The sequence below is a fragment of the Leucobacter salsicius M1-8 genome (assembly GCF_000350525.1).
In the GTDB taxonomy this organism is placed as follows: Bacteria; Actinomycetota; Actinomycetes; order Actinomycetales; family Microbacteriaceae; genus Leucobacter; species Leucobacter salsicius.
In genome coordinates, this window is record NZ_AOCN01000026.1 from 189979 (window position 1) to 210737 (window position 20759).

The 20759-nt window shown below is 65.2% G+C and carries 15 protein-coding genes and 3 tRNA genes; 5 read left to right on the top strand and 13 right to left on the bottom strand.

What is annotated here, in order from left to right:
• Nucleotides 1-48: 48 nt before the first annotated feature.
• The 3 genes from C795_RS0113255 to ileS are packed head-to-tail and all read right to left on the bottom strand — an operon-like array spanning nucleotide 49 to nucleotide 5215.
• Complete coding sequence (locus C795_RS0113255) at nucleotides 49-510, bottom strand: DUF4233 domain-containing protein (protein ID WP_017794237.1); 462 nt, start codon at nucleotides 508-510, stop codon at nucleotides 49-51.
• Nucleotides 507-1847, bottom strand: a complete 1341-nt coding sequence (locus C795_RS0113260) for a bifunctional folylpolyglutamate synthase/dihydrofolate synthase (protein ID WP_017794238.1) — start codon at nucleotides 1845-1847, stop codon at nucleotides 507-509. Before C795_RS0113260 ends, C795_RS0113255 begins: the two co-directional genes overlap by 4 nt.
• Nucleotides 1844-5215, bottom strand: a complete 3372-nt coding sequence (ileS, locus tag C795_RS0113265) for an isoleucine--tRNA ligase (RefSeq protein ID WP_017794239.1) — start codon at nucleotides 5213-5215, stop codon at nucleotides 1844-1846. Before ileS ends, C795_RS0113260 begins: the two co-directional genes overlap by 4 nt.
• Nucleotides 5216-5870: 655 nt before the next feature.
• Here ileS and C795_RS0113275 point away from each other — a divergent pair.
• From C795_RS0113275 to C795_RS0113295, 5 genes are all read left to right on the top strand, one after another.
• On the top strand, nucleotides 5871-7235 hold the full coding sequence (locus C795_RS0113275; protein ID WP_017794241.1) for a quaternary amine ABC transporter ATP-binding protein: 1365 nt from the start codon (nucleotides 5871-5873) through the stop codon (nucleotides 7233-7235).
• Nucleotides 7232-8131 carry an ABC transporter permease gene (locus C795_RS0113280; protein ID WP_017794242.1) on the top strand — a complete coding sequence of 300 codons (900 nt, stop codon included), beginning with the start codon at nucleotides 7232-7234 and terminating at the stop codon, nucleotides 8129-8131. Before C795_RS0113275 ends, C795_RS0113280 begins: the two co-directional genes overlap by 4 nt.
• Nucleotides 8132-8239: 108 nt before the next feature.
• The gene (locus C795_RS0113285) at nucleotides 8240-9130 is read left to right on the top strand and encodes a glycine betaine ABC transporter substrate-binding protein (protein WP_017794243.1); all 891 of its coding nucleotides are present in this window, start codon (nucleotides 8240-8242) and stop codon (nucleotides 9128-9130) included.
• Nucleotides 9131-9334: 204 nt separating this feature from the next.
• On the top strand, nucleotides 9335-11917 hold the full coding sequence (gene valS, locus C795_RS0113290) for a valine--tRNA ligase (RefSeq protein WP_017794244.1): 2583 nt from the start codon (nucleotides 9335-9337) through the stop codon (nucleotides 11915-11917).
• Nucleotides 11918-11921: 4 nt separating this feature from the next.
• Complete coding sequence (locus C795_RS0113295; RefSeq protein ID WP_017794245.1) at nucleotides 11922-12218, top strand: hypothetical protein; 297 nt, start codon at nucleotides 11922-11924, stop codon at nucleotides 12216-12218.
• A 34-nt stretch (nucleotides 12219-12252) separates the two neighbouring features.
• Here the strand turns inward: C795_RS0113295 and clpX are convergent, their stop codons facing one another.
• The 10 genes from clpX to dnaG all read right to left on the bottom strand — a co-directional run bounded on the left by clpX (nucleotide 12253) and on the right by dnaG (nucleotide 20702).
• Nucleotides 12253-13527: an ATP-dependent Clp protease ATP-binding subunit ClpX gene (gene clpX, locus C795_RS0113300; protein ID WP_017794246.1), complete on the bottom strand. Its 1275-nt coding sequence runs from the start codon at nucleotides 13525-13527 to the stop codon at nucleotides 12253-12255.
• A gap of 113 nt (nucleotides 13528-13640) precedes the next feature.
• Complete coding sequence (locus C795_RS0113305; protein WP_017794247.1) at nucleotides 13641-14312, bottom strand: ATP-dependent Clp protease proteolytic subunit; 672 nt, start codon at nucleotides 14310-14312, stop codon at nucleotides 13641-13643.
• 23 nt (nucleotides 14313-14335) lie between these two features.
• Entirely contained in the window at nucleotides 14336-14920 is a 585-nt protein-coding gene (locus tag C795_RS0113310; RefSeq protein WP_017794248.1) for an ATP-dependent Clp protease proteolytic subunit, read from the bottom strand.
• A 156-nt stretch (nucleotides 14921-15076) separates the two neighbouring features.
• Nucleotides 15077-16558, bottom strand: coding sequence for a trigger factor (gene tig, locus C795_RS0113315; protein ID WP_017794249.1), 1482 nt, complete (start codon nucleotides 16556-16558; stop codon nucleotides 15077-15079).
• A gap of 55 nt (nucleotides 16559-16613) precedes the next feature.
• Nucleotides 16614-16691: transfer RNA gene (locus C795_RS0113320), tRNA-Pro, on the bottom strand.
• 174 nt (nucleotides 16692-16865) lie between these two features.
• Nucleotides 16866-16936: transfer RNA gene (locus tag C795_RS0113325), tRNA-Gly, on the bottom strand.
• Between the two features lie 79 nt (nucleotides 16937-17015).
• On the bottom strand, nucleotides 17016-17600 hold the full coding sequence (locus C795_RS0113330; protein ID WP_017794250.1) for a gamma carbonic anhydrase family protein: 585 nt from the start codon (nucleotides 17598-17600) through the stop codon (nucleotides 17016-17018).
• A 95-nt stretch (nucleotides 17601-17695) separates the two neighbouring features.
• Nucleotides 17696-17768 (bottom strand) — tRNA-Asn (locus C795_RS0113335).
• 93 nt (nucleotides 17769-17861) lie between these two features.
• On the bottom strand, nucleotides 17862-18710 hold the full coding sequence (locus tag C795_RS0113340) for an ATP-binding cassette domain-containing protein (protein WP_017794251.1): 849 nt from the start codon (nucleotides 18708-18710) through the stop codon (nucleotides 17862-17864).
• Nucleotides 18711-18746: 36 nt separating this feature from the next.
• Nucleotides 18747-20702 (bottom strand): DNA primase, encoded by a 1956-nt coding sequence (gene dnaG / locus C795_RS0113345; protein WP_017794252.1) that lies wholly within the window; start codon nucleotides 20700-20702, stop codon nucleotides 18747-18749.
• Nucleotides 20703-20759: the final 57 nt, after the last annotated feature.

A 20759-nucleotide genomic window follows, 5' to 3' on the forward strand; every position in this document is an offset into this window, starting at 1 on the left:
TACTCCTTTATCAATACAAGAGGTCGGGTTAATACTACTGAGGCTCGGCTACTGGCCCGACAGCCAGGCAACGCGATCGCGATCGATCTTCGCTCCCTTGACCATGCAGTAGATCCACAGCGCGGTGAAAATGCCCCCCACGAAAAAGGCCATGGGGACCAGGAATCCGGTCGCAAGCATGAGTACGTGCAGCACCCACCCGGTGATGATGCCCGCGCGTCCGACGCGCATCAGCGCGAGCCCTACGATGGTGACGAGCGCGAGCGCCCCACCGATGTAAAGCCCGAGCTCGCGCGGCTCGAGCGCGCTGAGACCAAACAGGGTGAGTCCGATCAGCACAACGATGATGAGCTCGAATCCCAGCACGATCGACGCAAGCGCCTTCTGCGTGCGCATCACACCGTTGCCCGCAATCCGCGTGGCGGAGTCGTGGGCTGCGGCCTCGGAGGGCGACAGCACGAGCTCCTCGGGCTCCGGATCGCCGGCTGCGCCGGCAGGGTGCTTCCTCACTTCTCGTTCCATCCTTCGTCACGGGCGATCGCAATGGCTTCGCCGGCGAGCACCACTGAGCCCACCACGAGCACCGCGCGGCCGCTGTTTTCAGCCGCCCAGTTGCGGGCGTCCTCGAGCGCTTCGGGCAGCGAGTGCGCGACCTCGAGCGGGGTATCGGGGATCTCGGTCTCGGCGAGGGCGTAGAGCGCCTCGACATCGCTCGAGCGGGGCGAGGAGACGGGGGTCAGGGTGACCCGGTGCGCGATCGGCGCGAGCTCACGCAGGAGCCCCGAGGCGTCCTTCTCCTCGAGCACACCGACGACGAGCGCGAGCTCGTCAAACGCGAACGACTCCTCGACCGCGCGCGCGAGCGCCCGGGCGCCGTGCGGGTTGTGCGCGGCATCGACGTAGATGATGGGATCGGTGCCGATGAGCTGCAGCCGGCCCGGTGCGGTGAGCTGTCCCAGCCCCTCCTCGAGCACCTCGCCCGGCAGGGGGCGGTCGGTGCCGAAGAACGCCTCGACCGCAGCAATCGCGAGCGTCACGTTCTCGGCCTGGTGCCCGCCGTGCAGCGGCACGAACGAGGGAGGATAGCTGACGCCCGAGGTGCCGCGCACGTCGATCTGTCGGCCGCCGACCGCGAGGCGGTCGTCGACAAGCGCAAAGTCGCGCCCGTACACGTGCAGCGGAGCGCCATGCGCTTCGGCAGCCGCGGTGATGGCCGCGAGGGCCTCATCTTCCTGCTGCGCAGAAACGACCGTCGCCCCGGCCTTCACGATGCCGGCCTTGGTGCGGGCGATCGCAGCGAGGGTGTCGCCGAGAATCGACGTGTGGTCGAGCCCGATCGGCGTGAACACGGCGACCTGAGCGTCGACGATGTTGGTCGCGTCCCATTCGCCGCCCATGCCGACCTCGATGATGCCGACCTCGACGGGCGCGTCAGCGAACGCGCCGAACGCGAGCACCGCGAGCGCCTCAAAGAAGGTGATGGGACCGTGGCCGGCCGCCGCGAGCTCGGCGTCGACGACCTCGAGCGGCAACTGCAGTTCCTGCCACGCCGAGGCGAGCAGGTCCTCGGCGATCGGCTCGCCGTCGATCATGAATCGCTCCGTGAAGTCAACCAGGTGCGGGCTCGTGAAGAGCCCCGTGCGCAGCCCGTGAGCGCGCAGCAGCGACTCGATCGCGCGGCTCGTCGACGTCTTGCCGTTCGTACCCGCCACCTGAATCACGGGGAAGTCGAGCTGCGGGGAGCCGGCGAGCTCGGCCAGCCGGCGCACCGGCTCGATCCGGGGCCGCGGGTTCGCCTCGCCGACGCGCTCGAGGAGCGCGTCGAAGACCAGTTCGGCGGCGCTCATCGTGCGCCCCCAGCCTGGCTAGCGGCGCCGGTCGCGTCGATGGTGATGATGAACGGAGCCTTGTCGGTGCCGAGCGCCTTAGCGCCGGTGATGAACACGCCGTTGCCGGGGGACGCGATGTCGTCGACGATCGCGTCGATCCCGATTGCCTCCTGCACCGCGATGCCCTCGGCGAGCGTCTCGGCCGCGATGAGCGCGCTGTGCGCCATCAGTGCCTCCACGTGAGCCGGTTCAGCGTTCAGCGCGAGCACGATGCGGTCGCTCACGTCGAGACCCGCGTTCTTGCGCGCCTCCTGCACGGCTCGGATCGCGTCGCGTGCGATGCCCTCGGCTTCAAGCTCGGGGGTCATCTCGGTGTCGAGCAGCACGAAGCCGCCGCCCGCGATGAGCGTGAGGGCCGTGTCACCGTCGTCGCCCGCGCGCAGCGTGAGCTCGTACTCGTGCGGCTCGAGGTCGATGTCGCCCGCGGTCACGACGCCGTTGGTCTCAGACCAGTCGCCCGATTTCGCGGCCTTGATGGCCTGCTGCACCTGCTTGCCCAGGCGGGGGCCTGCGGCGCGCGCGTTGACGGCGAGCTGCTGCACGATGCCGTGCTCGGCCGCGCTCTGCTCGGTCTGCTGCATGAGGGTCACCTGCTTGACGTTGAGCTCTTCACGGAGAATGCCAGCGAAGGGCTCGAGCGCGGCGGGGCGCTGCGTCACGACGGTGAGCTCCGCGAGCGGCAGACGTACGCGCAGCTTGCGCGCCTTGCGCAGGGCGAGGGCCTGCGAGGTGATCTGACGCACCTCGTCCATCGCGGCGACGAGTTCGTCGTCGACGGGGAACTCGCCGGCGTCGGGCCATTCGGTGAGGTGCACCGATCGACCGCCGGTGAGGCCGCGCCACAACTCCTCGGTGACGAGCGGGGCCATCGGGGCTGCCACGCGGGCGACCGTCTCGAGCACGGTGAAGAGGGTGTCGAAGGCCTGCTGGTTGGTGGCCTTGCCGTTCTCGCCGTGCACGCCCTCCCAGAACCGGTCACGCGAGCGGCGTACGAACCAGTTCGTGAGCACCTCGGCGTAGTTGCGCAGCGCCTCGGCGGCACTCGTGGTGTCGAGGCCCTCCAGGTGGTCGCCCACCTCGCGCACGAGCTGGCCCGTCTTCGCGAGAATGTAGCGGTCGAGCGGATCCGTGGAATCGGTGCGACGCTCGGCCGTCAGGCCATCGGCATTCGCGTACAGGCTGAAGAAGTACCAGGTGCTCCACAGCGGCAGGATGAACTGGCGCACACCCTCGCGGATACCCTCTTCGGTGACGACGAGGTTGCCGCCGCGCACGACGGGCGAGGCCATGAGGAACCAGCGCATCGCGTCCGAGCCGTCACGGTTGAACACCTCGTTGACATCGGGGTAGTTCTGCAGCGACTTCGACATCTTGTTGCCGTCTGAGCCGAGCACAATGCCGTGGCTGATCACGTTCTTGAACGCGGGCCGGTCAAACAGCGCCGTGGCCAGCACGTGCTGCACGTAGAACCAACCGCGCGTCTGCCCAATGTACTCAACGATGAAGTCGGCGGGCTGGTTGGTATCGAACCACTCCTGGTTCTCGAACGGGTAGTGGGCCTGCGCAAACGGCATGGAGGCCGAGTCGAACCAGACGTCGAGCACGTCCTCGATGCGGCGCATCGTCGACTGCCCCGTGGGGTCGTTCGGGTTGGGGCGCGTCAGCGAATCAATGTAGGGGCGGTGCAGATCGATCTCGCCCTCGCCGTTGCGCGGCAGCTCACCGAAGTCGGCCTCAAGCTCGGAGATCGAACCGTACACGTCGACGCGCGGGTACTCGGGGTCGTCGCTCTTCCACACGGGAATCGGGCTACCCCAGTAGCGGTTGCGGCTGATCGACCAGTCGCGTGCGCCCTCAAGCCACTTGCCAAACTGGCCGTGCTTGACGTTCTCGGGCACCCAGTTGATCTGCTCGTTCGTCTCAAGCATGCGGCCCTTGATGTCGGTGACGCGCACGAACCAGCTCGACACCGCCTTGTAGATCAACGGGTTGCGGCAGCGCCAGCAGTGCGGGTACGAGTGCTCGTAGCTTGCTTCGCGCAGCAGTCGGCCCGCAGCCTTCACGATCCGGATCAGGGGGCGGTTAGCTTCCATCCACAGCTCACCCGCGACGTCGCTGACGGTGCTGAGGAAGCGTCCGCCCTCATCGAGGCTCAGGATCGTCGGGATCCCCGCGGCCTGTGCGAGGCGCTGATCGTCCTCACCGTAGGCAGGGGCCTGGTGCACGATGCCGGTGCCGTCGGTCGTGAGCACATAGTCGTCGACGAGGATCTGCCAGGCGGCACCCGTGTTCCACTCCTCAACGTCGGAGTAGTAGTCGAACAGCGGCTCGTAGCGCACGCCGCCGAGCTCTGCACCCGTGATGGTGCGGGTGATGGCCTCGGCCGCCTCCGCAGCGTTCTCGTAGCCCAGCTCCTTGACGTGGTTGGCGACGAGATCCGAAGCGAGCAGGTAGCTGGCCACACCGGTTTCGCCGCCGTCTGCAGCACCCGCGGGGCCCGCGGGCACAATGGCGTACGCGATGGCGGGGCCGACCGCGAGAGCGAGGTTCGTGGGCAGGGTCCAGGGAGTCGTCGTCCACGCGAGTGCGCGGGTGCCGACGAGGCCGAGCGCCTCGGCCTGCTCGCCCACGAGCGGGAACGTCACCGTAACCGAGGGGTCCTGACGCATCTGGTAGACGTCATCATCCATGCGTAGCTCGTGGTTCGACAGCGGGGTCTCGTCACGCCAGCAGTAGGGCAGGATCCGCGAGCCCTCGTACGCGAGGCCCTGATCATAGAGCCGCTTGAACGCCCACAGCACGCTCTCCATGTAAGAGAGGTCGAGGGTCTTGTAGCCGCCCTCGAAGTCCACCCAGCGCGCCTGGCGGGTGACGTACTCTTCCCATTCCTTGGTGTACTGCAGCACCGATTCGCGCGCCTTCGCGTTGAACGCGGCGACGCCCATCTCTTCGATCTCAGACTTCTCGGTGATGCCGAGCTGCTTCATCGCCTCGAGCTCGGCGGGGAGTCCGTGGGTATCCCACCCGAACTTGCGGTCGACGTGGCGACCACGCATGGTCTGGAACCGGGGAAAGACGTCCTTCGCGTAGCCCGTCAGCAGGTGGCCGTAGTGCGGCAGGCCGTTGGCGAACGGCGGGCCATCGTTGAAGACCCATTTCGGCTGGCCCTCACGCTGGCGCAGCGACTCGGCGAACGTGTCATCCTTCGCCCAGAAGTCGAGCACGCCGGTTTCAATGGCGGGCAATGACGGTGACGGGGTCACTCCGAAAGCTGCGCCCGCGCTGTGCTGCGCTGCGTCGCCCGTTGGCTGCTGGGGGTAGGGCATGTTGGTCCTCACTCGGTGCTACTGGTGCTGTTGTTCACACGCGCAGTGCGCGCGCGATCATTTCGCGCCGGGACGAGCTGGGGCCTTCAACCCCACCCGCGGTACCACCCCGCTTGCCGCCCCACGCACCCATCGGGTGACGTGAAGTGAGCCACTTCATTCGGCGATAACGGGCCGTACCCGTCTGGATCTACTGGGCGGGTTCATCTCGCGATATGCCCGCTGTTCTGCCAGAAACTCCCCGGTGATAGCCGGATCAAAGTCGTATGCGCTCAGTCTAGCAGGGCCCCAAGATAACGACGGCGTAACGATCAGCGAACATTAGAATCCCTGATCAGAGGCGTAAGCGGATGTGCTACGCGCGCCCGTGGCGCGCTCGAAGCCTTGCGCTTTGGCTACGGACGTTGTTAGCGTCAATGACAGCGTTGTGTGCGAAAGAGCGTGATCGTTGCGCCACTTGTCCGCGGGCCCAATCGTCGAGAGCCGGCGACCCGCGTGAGACTCAAGCGGGTGCAGTGGCCCCTTTCGCCCCGCAATACAGGTTCTTAACGGCTTCAGCGAGAAGCCGCCATAGTGGGATGCCCGTGCGACCTCGAACCCGCTCGGTTTGGCATACCCACACAACACCGCGGATCGTTCCGTGTAGGAGTTAAGCGTGACCAACACAGCAACACCGGGCGGGCCTGAAACGCCCACCGCCCCGGCGATCGAGGTGACCGGCGCAACCAAGGTTTTCGGTCGCCGCTCGAAGGAGGCCGCCAAACGGCTGCGCGCGGGTGCCTCGCGTGATGACATTAAGCAGCTCGGCACCGCCGCAGTTATTGATGCGAACTTTAATGTGCACCCCGGCGAGATCTTCGTCGTCATGGGCCTGTCGGGCTCGGGTAAGTCGACTTTGATTCGCATGCTCAACGGACTGGGCGAGACTACCGAGGGCTCGATCTCGGTGTTTGGCCACGAGATCGTGGGCATGAGCAGTGCAGAGCTGCGGGCTATTCGCCGCGACCGCATGTCGATGGTGTTTCAGCACTTCGCGCTGCTCCCCCACCGCACCGTGCTCGACAATGCCGCCTACGGCCTTGAGATCCAAGGGGTCGCGTCAGTCGAACGACGCGAGCGCGCACAGCATTGGCTCGAGCGGGTCGGGCTGACCGGTTGGGAAGACCACTTTCCAGGCGAGCTCTCGGGCGGCATGCAGCAGCGCGTGGGCCTGGCCCGCGCGTTCGCAGCTGACACCGACATCTTGCTCATGGACGAGGCGTTCTCGGCACTCGACCCACTGATCCGGCGCGAAATGCAAGAACAGCTCGTCGAGCTGCAGCAGGAGCTGGGCAAGACCATCGTGTTCATCACGCACGACCTCAATGAGGCCATGTTCCTTGGCGACCGGATCGCGGTCATGCGCGACGGCCGAATCGTGCAGGTGGGCACGCCCAATGACATCTTGACCGACCCGGCGAACGACTACGTCGCCCAGTTCGTGCAAGACGTCGACCGTGCCCGCGTGCTGACCGCGGGCGACGTCATGGAGCCGCCGCGCGCCGTCGTGCCCGCGTCGGCCGGCCCGCGTGCCGCGCTGCGCATGATGCGCGATCTGCAGACCTCCGCCTGCTTCGTCACGACGAACGGCCGCAAGCTGCTCGGCGTGGTGCGCGACAAGGACATGCTGCGTGAAGTGCGAGAGGGCGGCACGAATCTCACCGACAAGGTGCGCCCCACGCCCTCCATCGTGGGCCGCGACCAGTACATCGCCGACCTCTTCGAGCTCGCAGTCGAGAGCCCGCTGCCCGTAGCCGTGGTCGACGATCAGGATCGCCTCATCGGCGTGGTCCCCCGCGTCACGCTGCTCGCATCACTCACCAACGTGCCCGCAGTCACGACGGAGATCCCGATCATCGAGCCCACCCCCGACGTCCCCAAGGCCGTCATCACGGAGACGCTCGCGCAAACCCACCCCGGCTTCCCGATGGGTGAACCCGCGCCCGAATCACCGGCCTCAACCCAGGGAGCACAAGCATGAACGACTTCAGACTCCCCCTCGGTGATGGCGCAAAGGCCGTCGTCGACTGGCTCACCACCTCGGCCGAGGGACTTTTCTCGGTCATCAAGTTGATCCTCAACGGCGCATTTGAGAGCCTCAACTTTGTGCTCGCGGAGCCGCCCTTCTGGGCGATCATCATTGTGCTGGCCGCCGCAGCGTGGCTCGCCAAGGGATGGAAGCTCGCTGTCGGCACCATCATTGGCCTGCTCATCATCGTGGGCGTCGATCAGTGGGAAGCGGCAATGAACACGCTTGCCCTGGTGCTGGTCGCGAGCATCATCGCGCTCGCGCTCGCGATTCCGCTGGGCATTCTGGCGGCACGAAACGACACGGCATCGAAGGTCATTCGACCGATTCTCGACTTCTTGCAGACCATGCCCGCGTTCGTCTACCTGATTCCCGCCCTCATGTTCTTCAGTGTGGGCGCGGTGCCCGGCATTGTCGCAACCATAGTGTTCGCGCTCGCCCCCGGCGTTCGCCTCACGGAGCTCGGCATTCGCGGAGTCGACTCGGAGGTGGTCGAGGCCGGCTACGCATTCGGATCCACTCCCGGCCGCATTCTGCGCCAGATCCAGCTCCCCCTCGCGATGCCGTCCATCATGGCCGGCGTGAACCAGGTCATCATGCTGTCGCTCTCGATGGTCGTCATCGCGGGCATGGTCGGTGCCGGTGGGCTCGGCGGCGAGGTCGTCAAGGCCCTAAACCGCATCGACGTCGGGCTCGGCTTTGAGGCGGGCGTATCCGTAGTGATTCTCGCCATGATTCTCGATCGCACCACCGGCGCACTCGGCACCCGCACCAAGAAGCGCAAACCGGCCGCCGCCGCGGTGGTGGCCAAGGCCGAGCCCGAGACCGCAGCACCCGTGGCCGCGTAGGCACGCGATCCGGATCAATAAATTTGGCGGGCTCAGCCCGTCGCACCCCCGCGCGCTACGTGCGGGGATCCCCAACAACCGCGCCTGGCGCGGAAGGAAAGGAACATCATGAAGAAGCGTTTTATCACCGGAGCGGTCGCGCTTGGCGCCGCTGCAGCGCTTGCCCTCACGGGTTGCTCGAGCAGCGGTACGGACAATGCCGACGGCGGCGACGGCAAGGGCACCGTCACCATTGGCATGTTCAACTGGGACGAAGACATCGCCGTCACCCACCTGTGGAAGGCAATCCTCGAGGAGCAGGGTTACGAGGTCGACATCGAGTCCGCTGACCCGGGTCCCGTGTTTAAGGGGCTGGCTGACGGCGCCTACGACACAGTGCTCGATGTATGGCTGCCGCTCACGCACGCCACCTACCTCGAAGAGTACGGCGACAAGATCGTCGAGCTGGGCGCCTGGAACGACGAGGCCCTGCTCACCATCGCGGTGAACGCAGACGCCCCCATCGACTCGCTCGATGAGCTCGCCGCCAATGCTGACCTGTTCGACAACAAGCTGGTGGGCATTGAGGCTGGCGCGGGGCTCACCGAGACCACCGAGAATGCGGTCATCCCCGGTTACGGCCTCGAGAAGATGGACTACATCGTCTCATCGACGCCCGCGATGCTCACCGAGCTCGACACTGCCATGTCGAAGGGTGACAACATCGCCGTCACGCTGTGGCGCCCCCACTGGGCCTACGACGCCTACGATCTGAAGGACCTCAAGGACCCCAAGGGCACCCTGGGTGACGCCGAGAGCCTCTACTCCTATGGCAGCAGCACTTTCACGGAGGACTTCCCCGAGGTCGCCGAGTGGATCAGCAACTTCAAGATGAGCTCGGATCAGCTGCACTCGCTCGAGAACAAGATGTTCAACGAGTATGACGGCGACGACTTCGAGCCGATCATCGCCGAGTGGATCACCGAGAACCAGGAGTACGTGGACTCGCTCACCGCGTAGTCCCGTTACATTGACCTCAGACTGCGCTCCTGCTTCTTGCACACCCCGTGCATGAAGCAGGAGCGCAGTCGTGTCTCCCGCCTGTCATCTGGGCTGTCACGGTAGACTAGTGGGGTTGACCATTAGGCACCCCGGCCCTGCGGGCCGACGACACGGTGCCGTCCATATCGAACCCGACGACACGTCGAGACCGGAGCAACACGCATGAGCGCGATCCCCGATAAGCCGAAACTCGAAGGCCTCGAGGAAAAGTGGGGAACCGTCTGGGACACCGCAGGCACCTACGCGTTTGATCGCGACGGCGCTGGCGAGGTCTACAGCATCGATACTCCCCCGCCCACCGCGTCAGGCTCCCTGCACGTCGGTCACGTCTTCTCATACACGCACACTGACACGGTTGCGCGCTTCCACCGGATGCGCGGCAAGCGTGTGTTCTACCCCATGGGCTGGGATGATAACGGCCTGCCCACTGAGCGTCGCGTGCAGAACTACTACGGCGTGCGCTGCGACCCCACGCTTCCCTACACCGAGGGCTTCGTCCCCCCGCACGACGGTGGCAACGGCAAGAGCATCAAGGCCGCCGATCAGCAGCCCATCTCGCGCCGCAACTTCATCGAGCTGTGCGAGAAGCTGACGATCGAGGACGAGAAGCAGTTCGAGGACCTGTGGCGCACCCTCGGCCTGTCCGTGGATTGGGCACAGACCTACCGCACCATCGGCCAGGGTTCGCTGCGCGCATCGCAGCTCGCATTTATTCGCAATGTCGAGCGTGGCGAGGCCTACCAGGCCCAGGCCCCCACGCTGTGGGATGTCACGTTCCGCACCGCAGTAGCGCAGGCCGAGCTTGAGGACCGCGAGCAGCCGAGCGCGTACCACCAGCTCGCCTTCCACCGCACCGACGGTGGCGGCGACATTCTGATCGACACGACGCGCCCCGAGCTGCTCGCGGCCTGTGTCGCGCTCGTGGCGCACCCCGATGACGAGCGATTCCAGCCGCTGTTTGGCACGACCGTGCGCACGCCGCTGTTCGACGTCGAGGTGCCCATCATGGCTCACCACCTGGCCCAGAAGGACAAGGGCACGGGCATCGCCATGATTTGTACGTTCGGTGACGTCACCGACGTCGTCTGGTGGCGCGAGCTGCAGCTGCCCAACCGCGCGATCCTGGGCTTTGACGGCCGCATCATCTCGGAGGCCCCTGAGGCCATCACGAGCGAGGCCGGCCGTGCCGCGTTCGCCGAGATCGCCGGCAAGACCGTGTTCAGCGCCAAGCAGGTTGTCGTCGACAAGCTCACCGAATCGGGCGAGCTCGTGGGTGACATTCGCAAGATCACGCACCCCGTCAAGTTCTTCGAAAAGGGCGACAAGCCCCTCGAAATCGTGTCGACCCGTCAGTGGTACATCAAGAACGGCGCCCACGATGAGGGCCTGCGCGAGCGTCTGCTTGCCCACGGCCGCGAACTCAACTGGAACCCCGATTTCATGCGTGTGCGCTACGAAAACTGGGTTGAGGGCCTCGCTGGTGACTGGCTGATCTCGCGCCAGCGTTTCTTCGGCGTGCCGATCCCCGTCTGGTACCCGCTCGATGTTGACGGCAACCCGGTCTTTGACCAGCCGATCATCCCGGCGATCGATCAGCTCCCCGTAGACCCGTCCAGCGATGTGCCTGCTGGCTACACCGAGGAGCAGCGCGGCCAGCCCGGCGGCTTCCAGGGCGAGGTCGACGTTATGGACACCTGGGCTACCTCGTCGCTCACCCCGCAACTCGCGGGCGGCTGGGAGCGCGACTCCGAGCTTTTCGCACAGGTCTACCCGTACAGCCTGCGCCCGCAGGGCCAGGACATCATTCGCACCTGGCTGTTCTCGACGCTGCTGCGCTCCGAGCTCGATTGCGGTCAGCTGCCGTGGAAGAACGCCGGCATCTCAGGCTGGATCCTTGATCCTGACCGCAAGAAGATGTCGAAGTCGAAGGGCAATGTGGTCACGCCCGCCGGCATGCTCGAGCAGCACGGTTCCGACGCCGTCCGCTACTGGGCCTCGTCCGCGAAGCTCGGCACGGATGCCTCGTTCGATCCGCAGAACCCCACGCAGATCAAGATCGGCCGTCGCCTCGCGATCAAGCTGCTCAATGCGGCGAAGTTCACGCTGAGCTTCGACGCTTCGGGTGCCGGATCGGTCACCGAGGCCATCGACCGCTCGATGCTCGCGCGACTCACGACCGTCATCGAGAACGCGACCACCGCGTTCGAGAACTACGATCACGCCAAGGCCCTCGAGCTCACCGAGTCGTTCTTCTGGACGTTCTGTGACGACTACCTCGAGCTCGTCAAGGAGCGCGCACACAACGCCACCGGCCAGGATCAGGCCTCTGCCGTCACCGCGCTGCGCACGGCCCTCAGCGTGTTCGCGCGCCTGTTTGCTCCGTTCCTCCCCTACGCGACCGAAGAGGTATGGTCGTGGTTCAACGAGGGCTCCGTGCACCAGGCCGCATGGCCAACGGCCGCCGAGGCTTCGGCACTCGCCGGGGATGACGCTGACGCCGGCCTGCTCGATCTCGTCGGCGGCGCCCTAATTCGCGTGCGCGGCGCCAAGACCGACGCCAAGGCATCGCAGCGCACCCAGGTGACCCTCGCAGTCGTTCAGGTGCCCGCGGCCGACCGCGATCGTCTCGCGAGCGCTGCGGCAGATCTGTCGGCCGTCGGCCGCATCACCGAGCTGCGCATCGAGGTGGCCGACGTGGAGCACGTCACCGTCGCCGAGATCCAGCTCGAGCAGGCAGAGGGCTAGACCCGTGCAGCTGGGGGCGCGCTGGCGCGCAGGCGAGGAACCGCACCGCGGCGTGCCCCCGGTGCTCTACTCGGCGATCGCCGAGCAGGAGGCGGCGCACCCCGCCGCCTCCGCATGGACGCTCACGTTTCTGGAGGGCCGCCCCCGGTGCGCCCTCGATGATGCCGTCACGGTCACCCTCGACGCGGCGGGCTCCGTCGTCGTCGAGGGTGGGCTGGGCCTCACGGCCGATCGATTCTCACAGGGCACCGCCACGGTTGAGGGCGTGCCCGATGATGGCGACGACGACTGGCTGAGCTAGCGCCTGACGGCGCCGAGCCCCTGGACGCGGTTGCCTAGGCGCTTTCGCGGTCGAGCTGCTGCGACTGCAGCACCCGTGGCGGAGCCTCGCCGGTCACGGATTCCCGTGTGACGATCACCTTGGTGACGCTGTCGTTCGAAGGCACGTCGAACATGACCGGCCCCAGCACGCCCTCGAGTATTGCGCGCAGGCCACGAGCGCCAGTCTTGCGATCCACCGCGAGCTCCGCGACGGCGTGAAGCGCCTCGGGTTCGAACTCCAGGCTTACGCCGTCGAGCTCGAACATGCGCTGGTACTGCTTGACGAGGGCGTTCTTCGGCACGGTGAGAATGTCAGTCAGCGCCGCTACATCGAGCGGATCGACCGTGGCCACCACGGGAAGGCGGCCAATGAACTCGGGGATCAGACCGTACTTGTGGAGATCCTCGGGCTGTACCTGCGAGAACAATCGGTCGCCGTTGCGCTTACTCGCGACGGTGGCGCCGAAGCCAATACCGCCCTGCCCGAGCCGCGAGCCGATGATCTCCTCGAGGCCCGAGAAGGCGCCAGCCACGATGAAGAGCACGTTGGTGGTGTCGAGCTGAATAAAGTCCTGGTTGGGGTGTTTGCGGCCACCCTGGGGCGGAATCGAGGCGACGGTGCCCTCGAGAATCTTGAGCAGCGCCTGCTGCACGCCCTCGCCCGACACGTCGCGGGTGATTGACGGATTCTCGGCCTTGCGCGTGATCTTGTCGATCTCGTCGATGTAAATGATGCCGGTCTCGGCACGCTGCACATCAAAGTCGGCGGCCTGCAGCAGCTTCAGCAGGATGTTCTCGACGTCTTCGCCAACATAGCCAGCCTCGGTGAGCGCGGTCGCGTCCGCCACAGCGAAGGGCACGCCGAGTTGGCGTGCCAACGACTGCGCGAGATAGGTCTTACCGCAGCCCGTGGGACCAATCATCAGAATGTTGGACTTGGCAATCTCGACCTGATCGGCGGCGTTCTCTGCGCTGGTCAGGGTTGAGAGCGCGCGCACGCGCTTGTAGTGGTTGTAGACGGCGACCGCGAGCGACTGCTTTGCACGCTCCTGGCCGACCACATACTCATCGAGGAAGTCAGCGATCTCACGGGGCTTATGCAGTGTAAAGTCTGAGGGCTCCGCGGTCTGGTTTTCGGCGAGCCGCTCTTCGATAATTTCGTTACACAGGGCAACGCATTCATCGCAGATATAGATCTGCGGGCCAGCAATGAGCTGCTGCACCTGCTTCTGCGATTTTCCGCAGAAGGAGCACTTGAGCAGGTCACTGCTTTCGCCGATCTTCGCCATGCGGAGGCTCCTTTACGCTCGAATGAGAACTACTGAAGAGGATAGCGCGCACCACTGACAAAGCTGTGCGGCACGCCGCGGGCCCGGGGGCATCGCCCCCGGGCCCCACGCGATTACTCGCCCAGCACCGGCTGGGGGTTCTTGCGGCTCGTGAGAACCTGGTCGACGAGGCCGTATTCGAGGGCCTCCTGCGCGCTCAGGATCTTGTCTCGGTCGATGTCGAGGTGCACCTGTTCGGGGGTGCGCTTCGAGTGCTTCGCAAGCGTCTCCTCGGTCCACTCACGCATACGCATGATTTCACGCGCCTGGATCTCGATGTCAGAGGCCTGGCCGTGGCCGCCCTGACCGGAGGAGGGCTGGTGAATCAGCACGCGGGCATTCGGCAGCGCAAGGCGCTTCCCCGGCGTACCACCGGCGAGCAGCACAGCTGCGGCCGAGGCCGCCTGGCCGAGGCACACCGTCTGGACGTGGGGGCGAATGTACTGCATGGTGTCGTAGATCGCCGTCATCGCGGTGAACGAGCCACCGGGTGAGTTGATGTACATCGTAATGTCTCGCTCGGGATCCTGGCTCTCGAGCACGAGCAGCTGGGCCATCACATCATCAGCCGAGGCGTCATCCACCTGCACGCCGAGGAAGATGATGCGATCCTCAAAAAGCTTGGCGTAGGGGTCTTGGCGCTTGTAACCGTAGGCCGTGCGCTCCTCAAAGGTGGGGAGCACGTAGCGTGAGTTCGGCATCTGCAGCTGCGGTCCGCCGGAACTGGGCATGTGGTTCATGTTCATTGAATCTGGCTTCCTGTTCTGGCTTACTTGCTCGTGCCGCCGCCGCCGATGACGTCGGTGGCCGAATCACGAATGAAATCAACAAAGCCGTAGGCGAGCGCTTCGTCAGCGGTAAACCAGCGATCGCGATCGCCATCCTCGTTCACCTGCTCGACGGTCTTGCCCGTCTGCGCTGCGGTGATCTCGGCCAGGCGGTTCTTCATCGAGGTGATGAGCTGTGCCTGCGTCTGAATGTCGCTCGCCGTGCCACCGAAGCCGCCATGCGGCTGGTGCAGCAGCACGCGGGCGTTCGGCGTAATGTAACGCTTGCCCTTGGTGCCAGCGGTGAGCAGGAACTGCCCCATGGAAGCGGCCATACCGATGCCCACCGTGACGATATCGTTTGGCACAAACGACATTGTGTCGTAAATCGCCATGCCCGCGGTGATCGAGCCACCGGGCGAGTTGATGTACAGGTAGATATCGGCCTCGGGGTCCTCGGCCGCGAGGAGCAGGATCTTTGCGCAGATCTCGTTCGCGTTATCGTCGCGAACCTCAGACCCGAGCCAAATGATCCGGTCCTTCAGCAGTCGTTCAAACACGCTGTTGGGTGGCGTCTGTTCAGCCATGCGGCGCTCCAATCGTTTGTCGTCTGTTTCGAGAGTACCGACTTCCCGATCCAAAAACGGTCGTGTTCGCCGTCGGCACAGCGTCAAATGCGAGGATCCCTCGCCCCCGAAAGGGGGCGAGGGATCCTCGGCATTGCTCAGGTAAGAGGCGCTGGATTACTCCGCGGCCTTCTCAGCCTCTGCGGCGGCCTTCTTGGCTGCGCGCGTAGCGGCTGCCTTCTTGGCCGCAGCCGAACGAGCTGCCTTCTTGGCGGCCTCTTCGTCTGCTGCTGCATCCTCGGCAGGAGCCTCGGTTGCGACCTCGACAGCGGCGGGCGCCTCAGCGGCGTCCTCGTCCACCTCGTCCTCAACGGGCTCGTTGTCGACGGCGGTGAACTCGGTCAGGTCAATCTTGTTGCCAGCCTGGTCGACGACCTCGGCCTTAGCAAGCGCGATGGCGAGAGCCTTGTTGCGCGTAACCTCGCCGAGGATGACGCCCATCTGGTTGCCCTGGCTGATTGCCTGGAGGAACTGGGTGGGCTCCATGCCGTACTGCTGTGCCGACTGGAAGATGTACTGCGACAGTTCGTTCTGAGTCGGGGTAACTTCCTCGACCTCGACGAGAGCGTCGAGCAGCAGCTGGAGCTGGATCTGCTCTTCAGCCTGCTTGCGTACCTCTGCGCGGTGCTCGTCGTCCTCGAGACGACCCTCACCCTCAAGGTGACGGTGCACCTCTTCTTCAACGAGCTCCTCGGAGATCGGGATACCGGCCTGCTCGATGAGCGTTGCGGTGAAGAGGTCGCGTGCCTGCTGGCCCTGGGCGAAGACCGACGCGCGGCCGGCCTGCTCCTTGAGGCTCTCGCGCAGCTCGTCGATCGTGTCGAACTCGCTTGCGAGCTGTGCGAACTCGTCGTCAGCCTCGGGCAGCTCGCGCTCCTTGACAGCGGTCAGCGTGACCGCAACCTCGGCGTCGCGGCCCTCGTGCTCGCCACCGAGCAGCTGCGAGGTGAACGTGGTCGACTCACCAGCGGTGAGCGTCTCGATTGCCTCGTCGGTGCCCTCGAGGAGGTTGCCTGCGCCGACCTCGTACGAAACGCCGCTGGCCTGGTCAACCTCTTCGCCGTCAATCGTGGCGCTGAGGTCGAGCTCAACGAAGTCACCGGTCGCCGCGGGGCGGTCGACGGTCACGAGGGTGCCGAAGCGCTCGCGCAGCTTGGTCATCTCGGCCTCAACTGCAGCCTCGTCAACCTCAGCGTTGTCGACCGTCAGCTTCAGGCCGTCGTACTTGGGGAGCGTGAACTCGGGGCGCACCTCGACCTCGAACACGAGAACGAGGGTGCTCTCGGGATCCTTGGCTTCGATCCACTGCGCTACGTCAGCAGTGGGGCGGCCCATGGGCTGCTCGCCCGACTCGGCCAGCGCCTGCTGGAAGAAGGTGTCGAGCGAGGCGTTGACTGCCTCCTGGATCACGGCTTCGCGCCCAACGCGCTGGTCGATGATCTGTGCGGGAACCTTGCCCTTGCGGAAGCCCGGGACCGAAACCTGCTCGGAAATGGTCTTGTAGGCCTGCTTCAGGTGCGGCTCAAGCTCGTCGAGCGTAACCTCTACGCTCAGCTTTGCGCGGGTCGGGGTGAGCTTTTCAGCAGTCGTCTTCGGCAATTTGGCCTCTCATCGTTTGAAATCTTGGAAATGCATGAGTCGGGCCAAATGACCCTGGTCGGGGCGACAGGATTCGAACCTGCGACCTCCCGCTCCCAAAGCGGGCGCTCTAGCCAAGCTGAGCTACGCCCCGAAACCTGTAGGTTTCTGGTGTTAATTGGCGCCCGGAAGCGCGCAACCTGAGCAAGTCTAGCCGAAACCGGTGCCTTCGTGCATCTCGGGCCCCGTTCGGTGTGTACAGGCAGCCCACACAGGTCGACAGAAACACAAAACCCCCACGCCGTTGAGCGTGGGGGTTTTGACTCAGAGGGGCTGACGGGAATCGAACCCGCATAACCAGTTTGGAAGACTGGGGCTTTACCACTAAGCTACAGCCCCGCACCGAAGAACGGTGGGGTGGCGCTTGCGCCTCCACGATCGTACTACATGCGACGCCTCACTTCGCACCTCGGTCGCGCTAACCGCGTGTCGCGTTCCGATGGGCCGCGGTGTAGCCAATGTAGCGCTCAGCATTGAGCCGCACGGCCGTTCGGTCCGACTCCCGCAACTCACGCACCACACGTGCCGGCACCCCGGCAACCAACGACGCTGGGGGAATCTGCATTCCCTGCGGCACGAGCGCACCGGCAGCCACGAGCGATCCCTGGCCAACAACGGCACCACTGAGCACCGTGGCGTTCATCCCAATGAGGCATCCACTTTCGATGTGCGCTCCGTGCACGATAGCGCCGTGGCCCACCGACACGTCGTCATCGATCACTGCGGGATGGCCAGCCTCGGTGTGCACCACGACGCCGTCTTGCAGGTTCGTGCGAGCGCCGATGCGCACGGCATCAGAGTCTCCGCGCACGACCGCGTTGTACCAAACGCCGCTGTTCTCGCTGATCGTGACATCGCCGACGACCACCGACCCGTGTGCGAGCCACACCGACTCGTGCACCTCAGGCCTTCCGTATGGCGGCACGGTGAGCACGACCCCGTGTCGGCCCCCCAGTGCTCCCGCCGCGCCCATCTCGCCTGCCGCACCTGACGCCTCAAGCATGCCACTCCCCTTCGAGTTCCACTTCGACTCAAGTTCGAGTCTTTTGTTTCAGATACGCAAAAGGCCCTCACCGAAGTGAGGGCCTTTCTGTGTTGCTCCCCCGGCTGGGCTCGAACCAGCGACATCCTGATTAACAGTCAAGCGCTCTGCCAACTGAGCTACGGGAGATCATTGCGTGCTGCAACTCTTAAAGATTAACAAGGGCAAGAAAGCGATTGCAAATCGACGGGGCGTTGGCACGGTTCCCGGGCGAGCCGCCGCTTATTCCTCGGCAATCTCGTCGTACGCGTTTGCCCGCAGCGCCTGCGCGAGAAGCTGCACGTACCCGTGGTCGGCATGCCGAAAGATCTCATTGATGTCGCCACGCCCGATGAGCTGGCCCTGCTGGAGCACGATGACTTCTTGCACGAGTGCTTCGAGCATGCCGATGTCGTGGCTAATGAGCAGCATCGACGCATTGGTACGTTCGCGATACCACTTGAGCAGGTTGACGATCTTGGGGCGATTGTTTGCATCGACGCCGAGAGTGGGCTCGTCGGCAACGAGTAGCGCAGGGTCGAGCATCAGAGCACGAATGACGGCGACACGCTGCCGCTGCCCCTTCGAGAGCTCGTAGGGGTACTCCTGCAGTTTGGCGAGCGGCATGGCCACGATGTCCATCATCTCGGCCACTCGTTCGCCGACCGCGTCGCGATCGAAGTCTTTCGCCCGTTCAACGATCGGTTCCATTAGGAGGTCGCCCACGTTGAGCTCGGGCGTCAGCGTTGCGCCGGCCTCCTGCGATAGAAACCCGGTGTAGGCCGTGAGCCGGGCGCGATTGCGTCGTCCCAAGCGCTTCATCGGCATATCCATTACGCTCGCCGATCCACCCACCAGCTTGATTCGGGCGGACTTTTCACCGGCATCGTCACCGCGCGCGGCAAGGAAGCGCGCCAACGTCGACTTGCCTGAACCACTCTCGCCGAGCAGAGCGACGACTTCACCGCGCCGCACCTCGAAGCTCAACCCCTCGATGGCCTGGAACGCCCGACCCCCAGCGTGCGCGGGATACGCGAGCGACAGGTCAGACACGCTGACGCAGGGGTCCGCTTCAGGTATCGGGTGTGCCATCTAAAACTCCTTGATCGGGGAAAGTACCCTAGTAGGCTACTCCGCGCGCAGCCCTCGGCGGGCTGCCTCGAGCGCAACCAGCTGCTCCTGAATGCGCCGGGAGCCGGGGTCGGATGGATCCGGAATCCGCTGCAACCGCGCGCGCAGTTCGCGCCCGAGTGACAGCAGATCGCGGTCCAGAAGCGAAATTACGACATCGCGGGCATAAATTGCGACCTGGTCGGCACGCCGCTCTGGGATCGGCGCGATCGACAACTCACGGATCAGACCGTGATGAGTCTCGGGCGCGCCGCTGAGCACGGATTCAAGCGTGCAGGCTCCAGTCGATGCGAGCGCCGCTCCGATCGCGTCGCGCACGACGGCCAGATCCGGATCAAACATCTGTGCCGTGGAAGCCTGCAGCAGGAGGTCACTGCCGACGTCGTCGGGGTGCTGCAGCATCGCCATGAGGGCGTCACGCTCCAGCCAGGTCGTCGGCTGCTGACGCAGCGTCGACATGGCAATGCGCCGGGCCGGGGCCGCCTCTGCGCCGAACTGGCCCTGATAGCTTCCTTGCCCCTGCTGGCTGTGCTGGCCCTGCTGGTTCTGCTGCGCGAACTGCGGCTGCTGCCCAAACTGCCCACCAGATGGCGCGTCAGGGCGTCGTTGCTGCTGCTGGCGCCCGCTGGGTCGCGATGCACCCTCGGCGCGCCGGATCGCCTGTCCCACCTCGGCAAGCTCAAGTCCCAGCATGCGCGCGAGCTCGCGGGTGTACCCGGGACGCAGCGATGGGTCGCGGATCTCGGCCACGATGGGAGCCGACTCCCGGAGCGCGAGTGCGCGACCCTCCACGCTGTTGAGATCGAAGCGTGACACGGCCTGCCGCAGCGCAAACTCGAACAACGGCACCTTCTGGGTGAAGAGATCACGGACCGCCTCGTCGCCGCGCTGCTGTCGCAGGTCGCTCGGGTCGAAACCCTCCGGTGGCACTGCGACGTATGTCTGGGCGGTAAAGCGCTTCTCCTCGGCGAACGCACGCAGCGCCGCCTTCTGGCCGGCCTCATCCGGGTCGAAGGTGAAGATCACCTCGCCCGATGTGTCGTCGCCCATAATGCGCCGCAACACCGAAATGTGCTCCTTGCCGAATGCGGTGCCACAGGTGGCGACCGCCGAGTCAATTCCTGCAAGGTGGCACGCCATCACGTCGGTGTACCCCTCAACCACGACCGCGCGTTTACCGCGCGAGATCGCTTTCTTCGCGAGATCGAGGCCGTAGAGCACCTGGGACTTGTGGTACACCGGCGTCTCGGGCGTGTTGAGGTACTTGGGGCCTTGGTCGTCTTCGTAGAGCTTGCGCGCACCAAAGCCAAGCACCTGCCCGCTCGTGTCTCGAATCGGCCAGACGATGCGGCCCCGAAACCGGTCGTAGGCGCCGCGACGACCTTCCGAGGCCAGGCCCGACTGGATCAACTCGGGGGCGGTGTATCCCTGCTGCGACAGGGCGCTGGACATGCCATCCCAGCCCCGGGGTGCATATCCCACTCCAAATGATTCACAGGCGGCGGCGTCAAACCCGCGCTGGGCGAGAAATTCGCGCGCGGTCTGCGCTTCGTCGCTCGCGAGCTGCGTGACGAAATAGGCCGCGGCTGCCTGATTCGCAGCCAGCAAGCGTGCGCGGTTGGGTCCGTCGTCGCGGCGCGTCGTGCCCTCTTCATAGGTCAGCACGTAGTGGATGCGCGCGGCGAGCCGCTCGACCGCCTCTGAAAACGTGAGGTGGTCGGTGCGCTGCACGAACGTGATCGCGTCGCCGGATTCGCCGCAGCCGAAGCAGTGATAGTAGCCCGCTGCTGGCCGCACGTGGAAGCTCGGGCTGCGCTCGTCGTGGAACGGGCAGAGCCCCTTCATCGAGTCAACGCCCGCGTTCTTCAACGTGACGTGATCGCCCACCAGATCAGCAAGGTTGACGCGGCGCTTCACCTCTTCTATGTCGCTCGCGCGAATCCTCCCCGCCATAGCTCAAGAGTCTACTCAGTCGCGGGTGTGAACGGACTGGCGGGGCAGCGCGGCGCG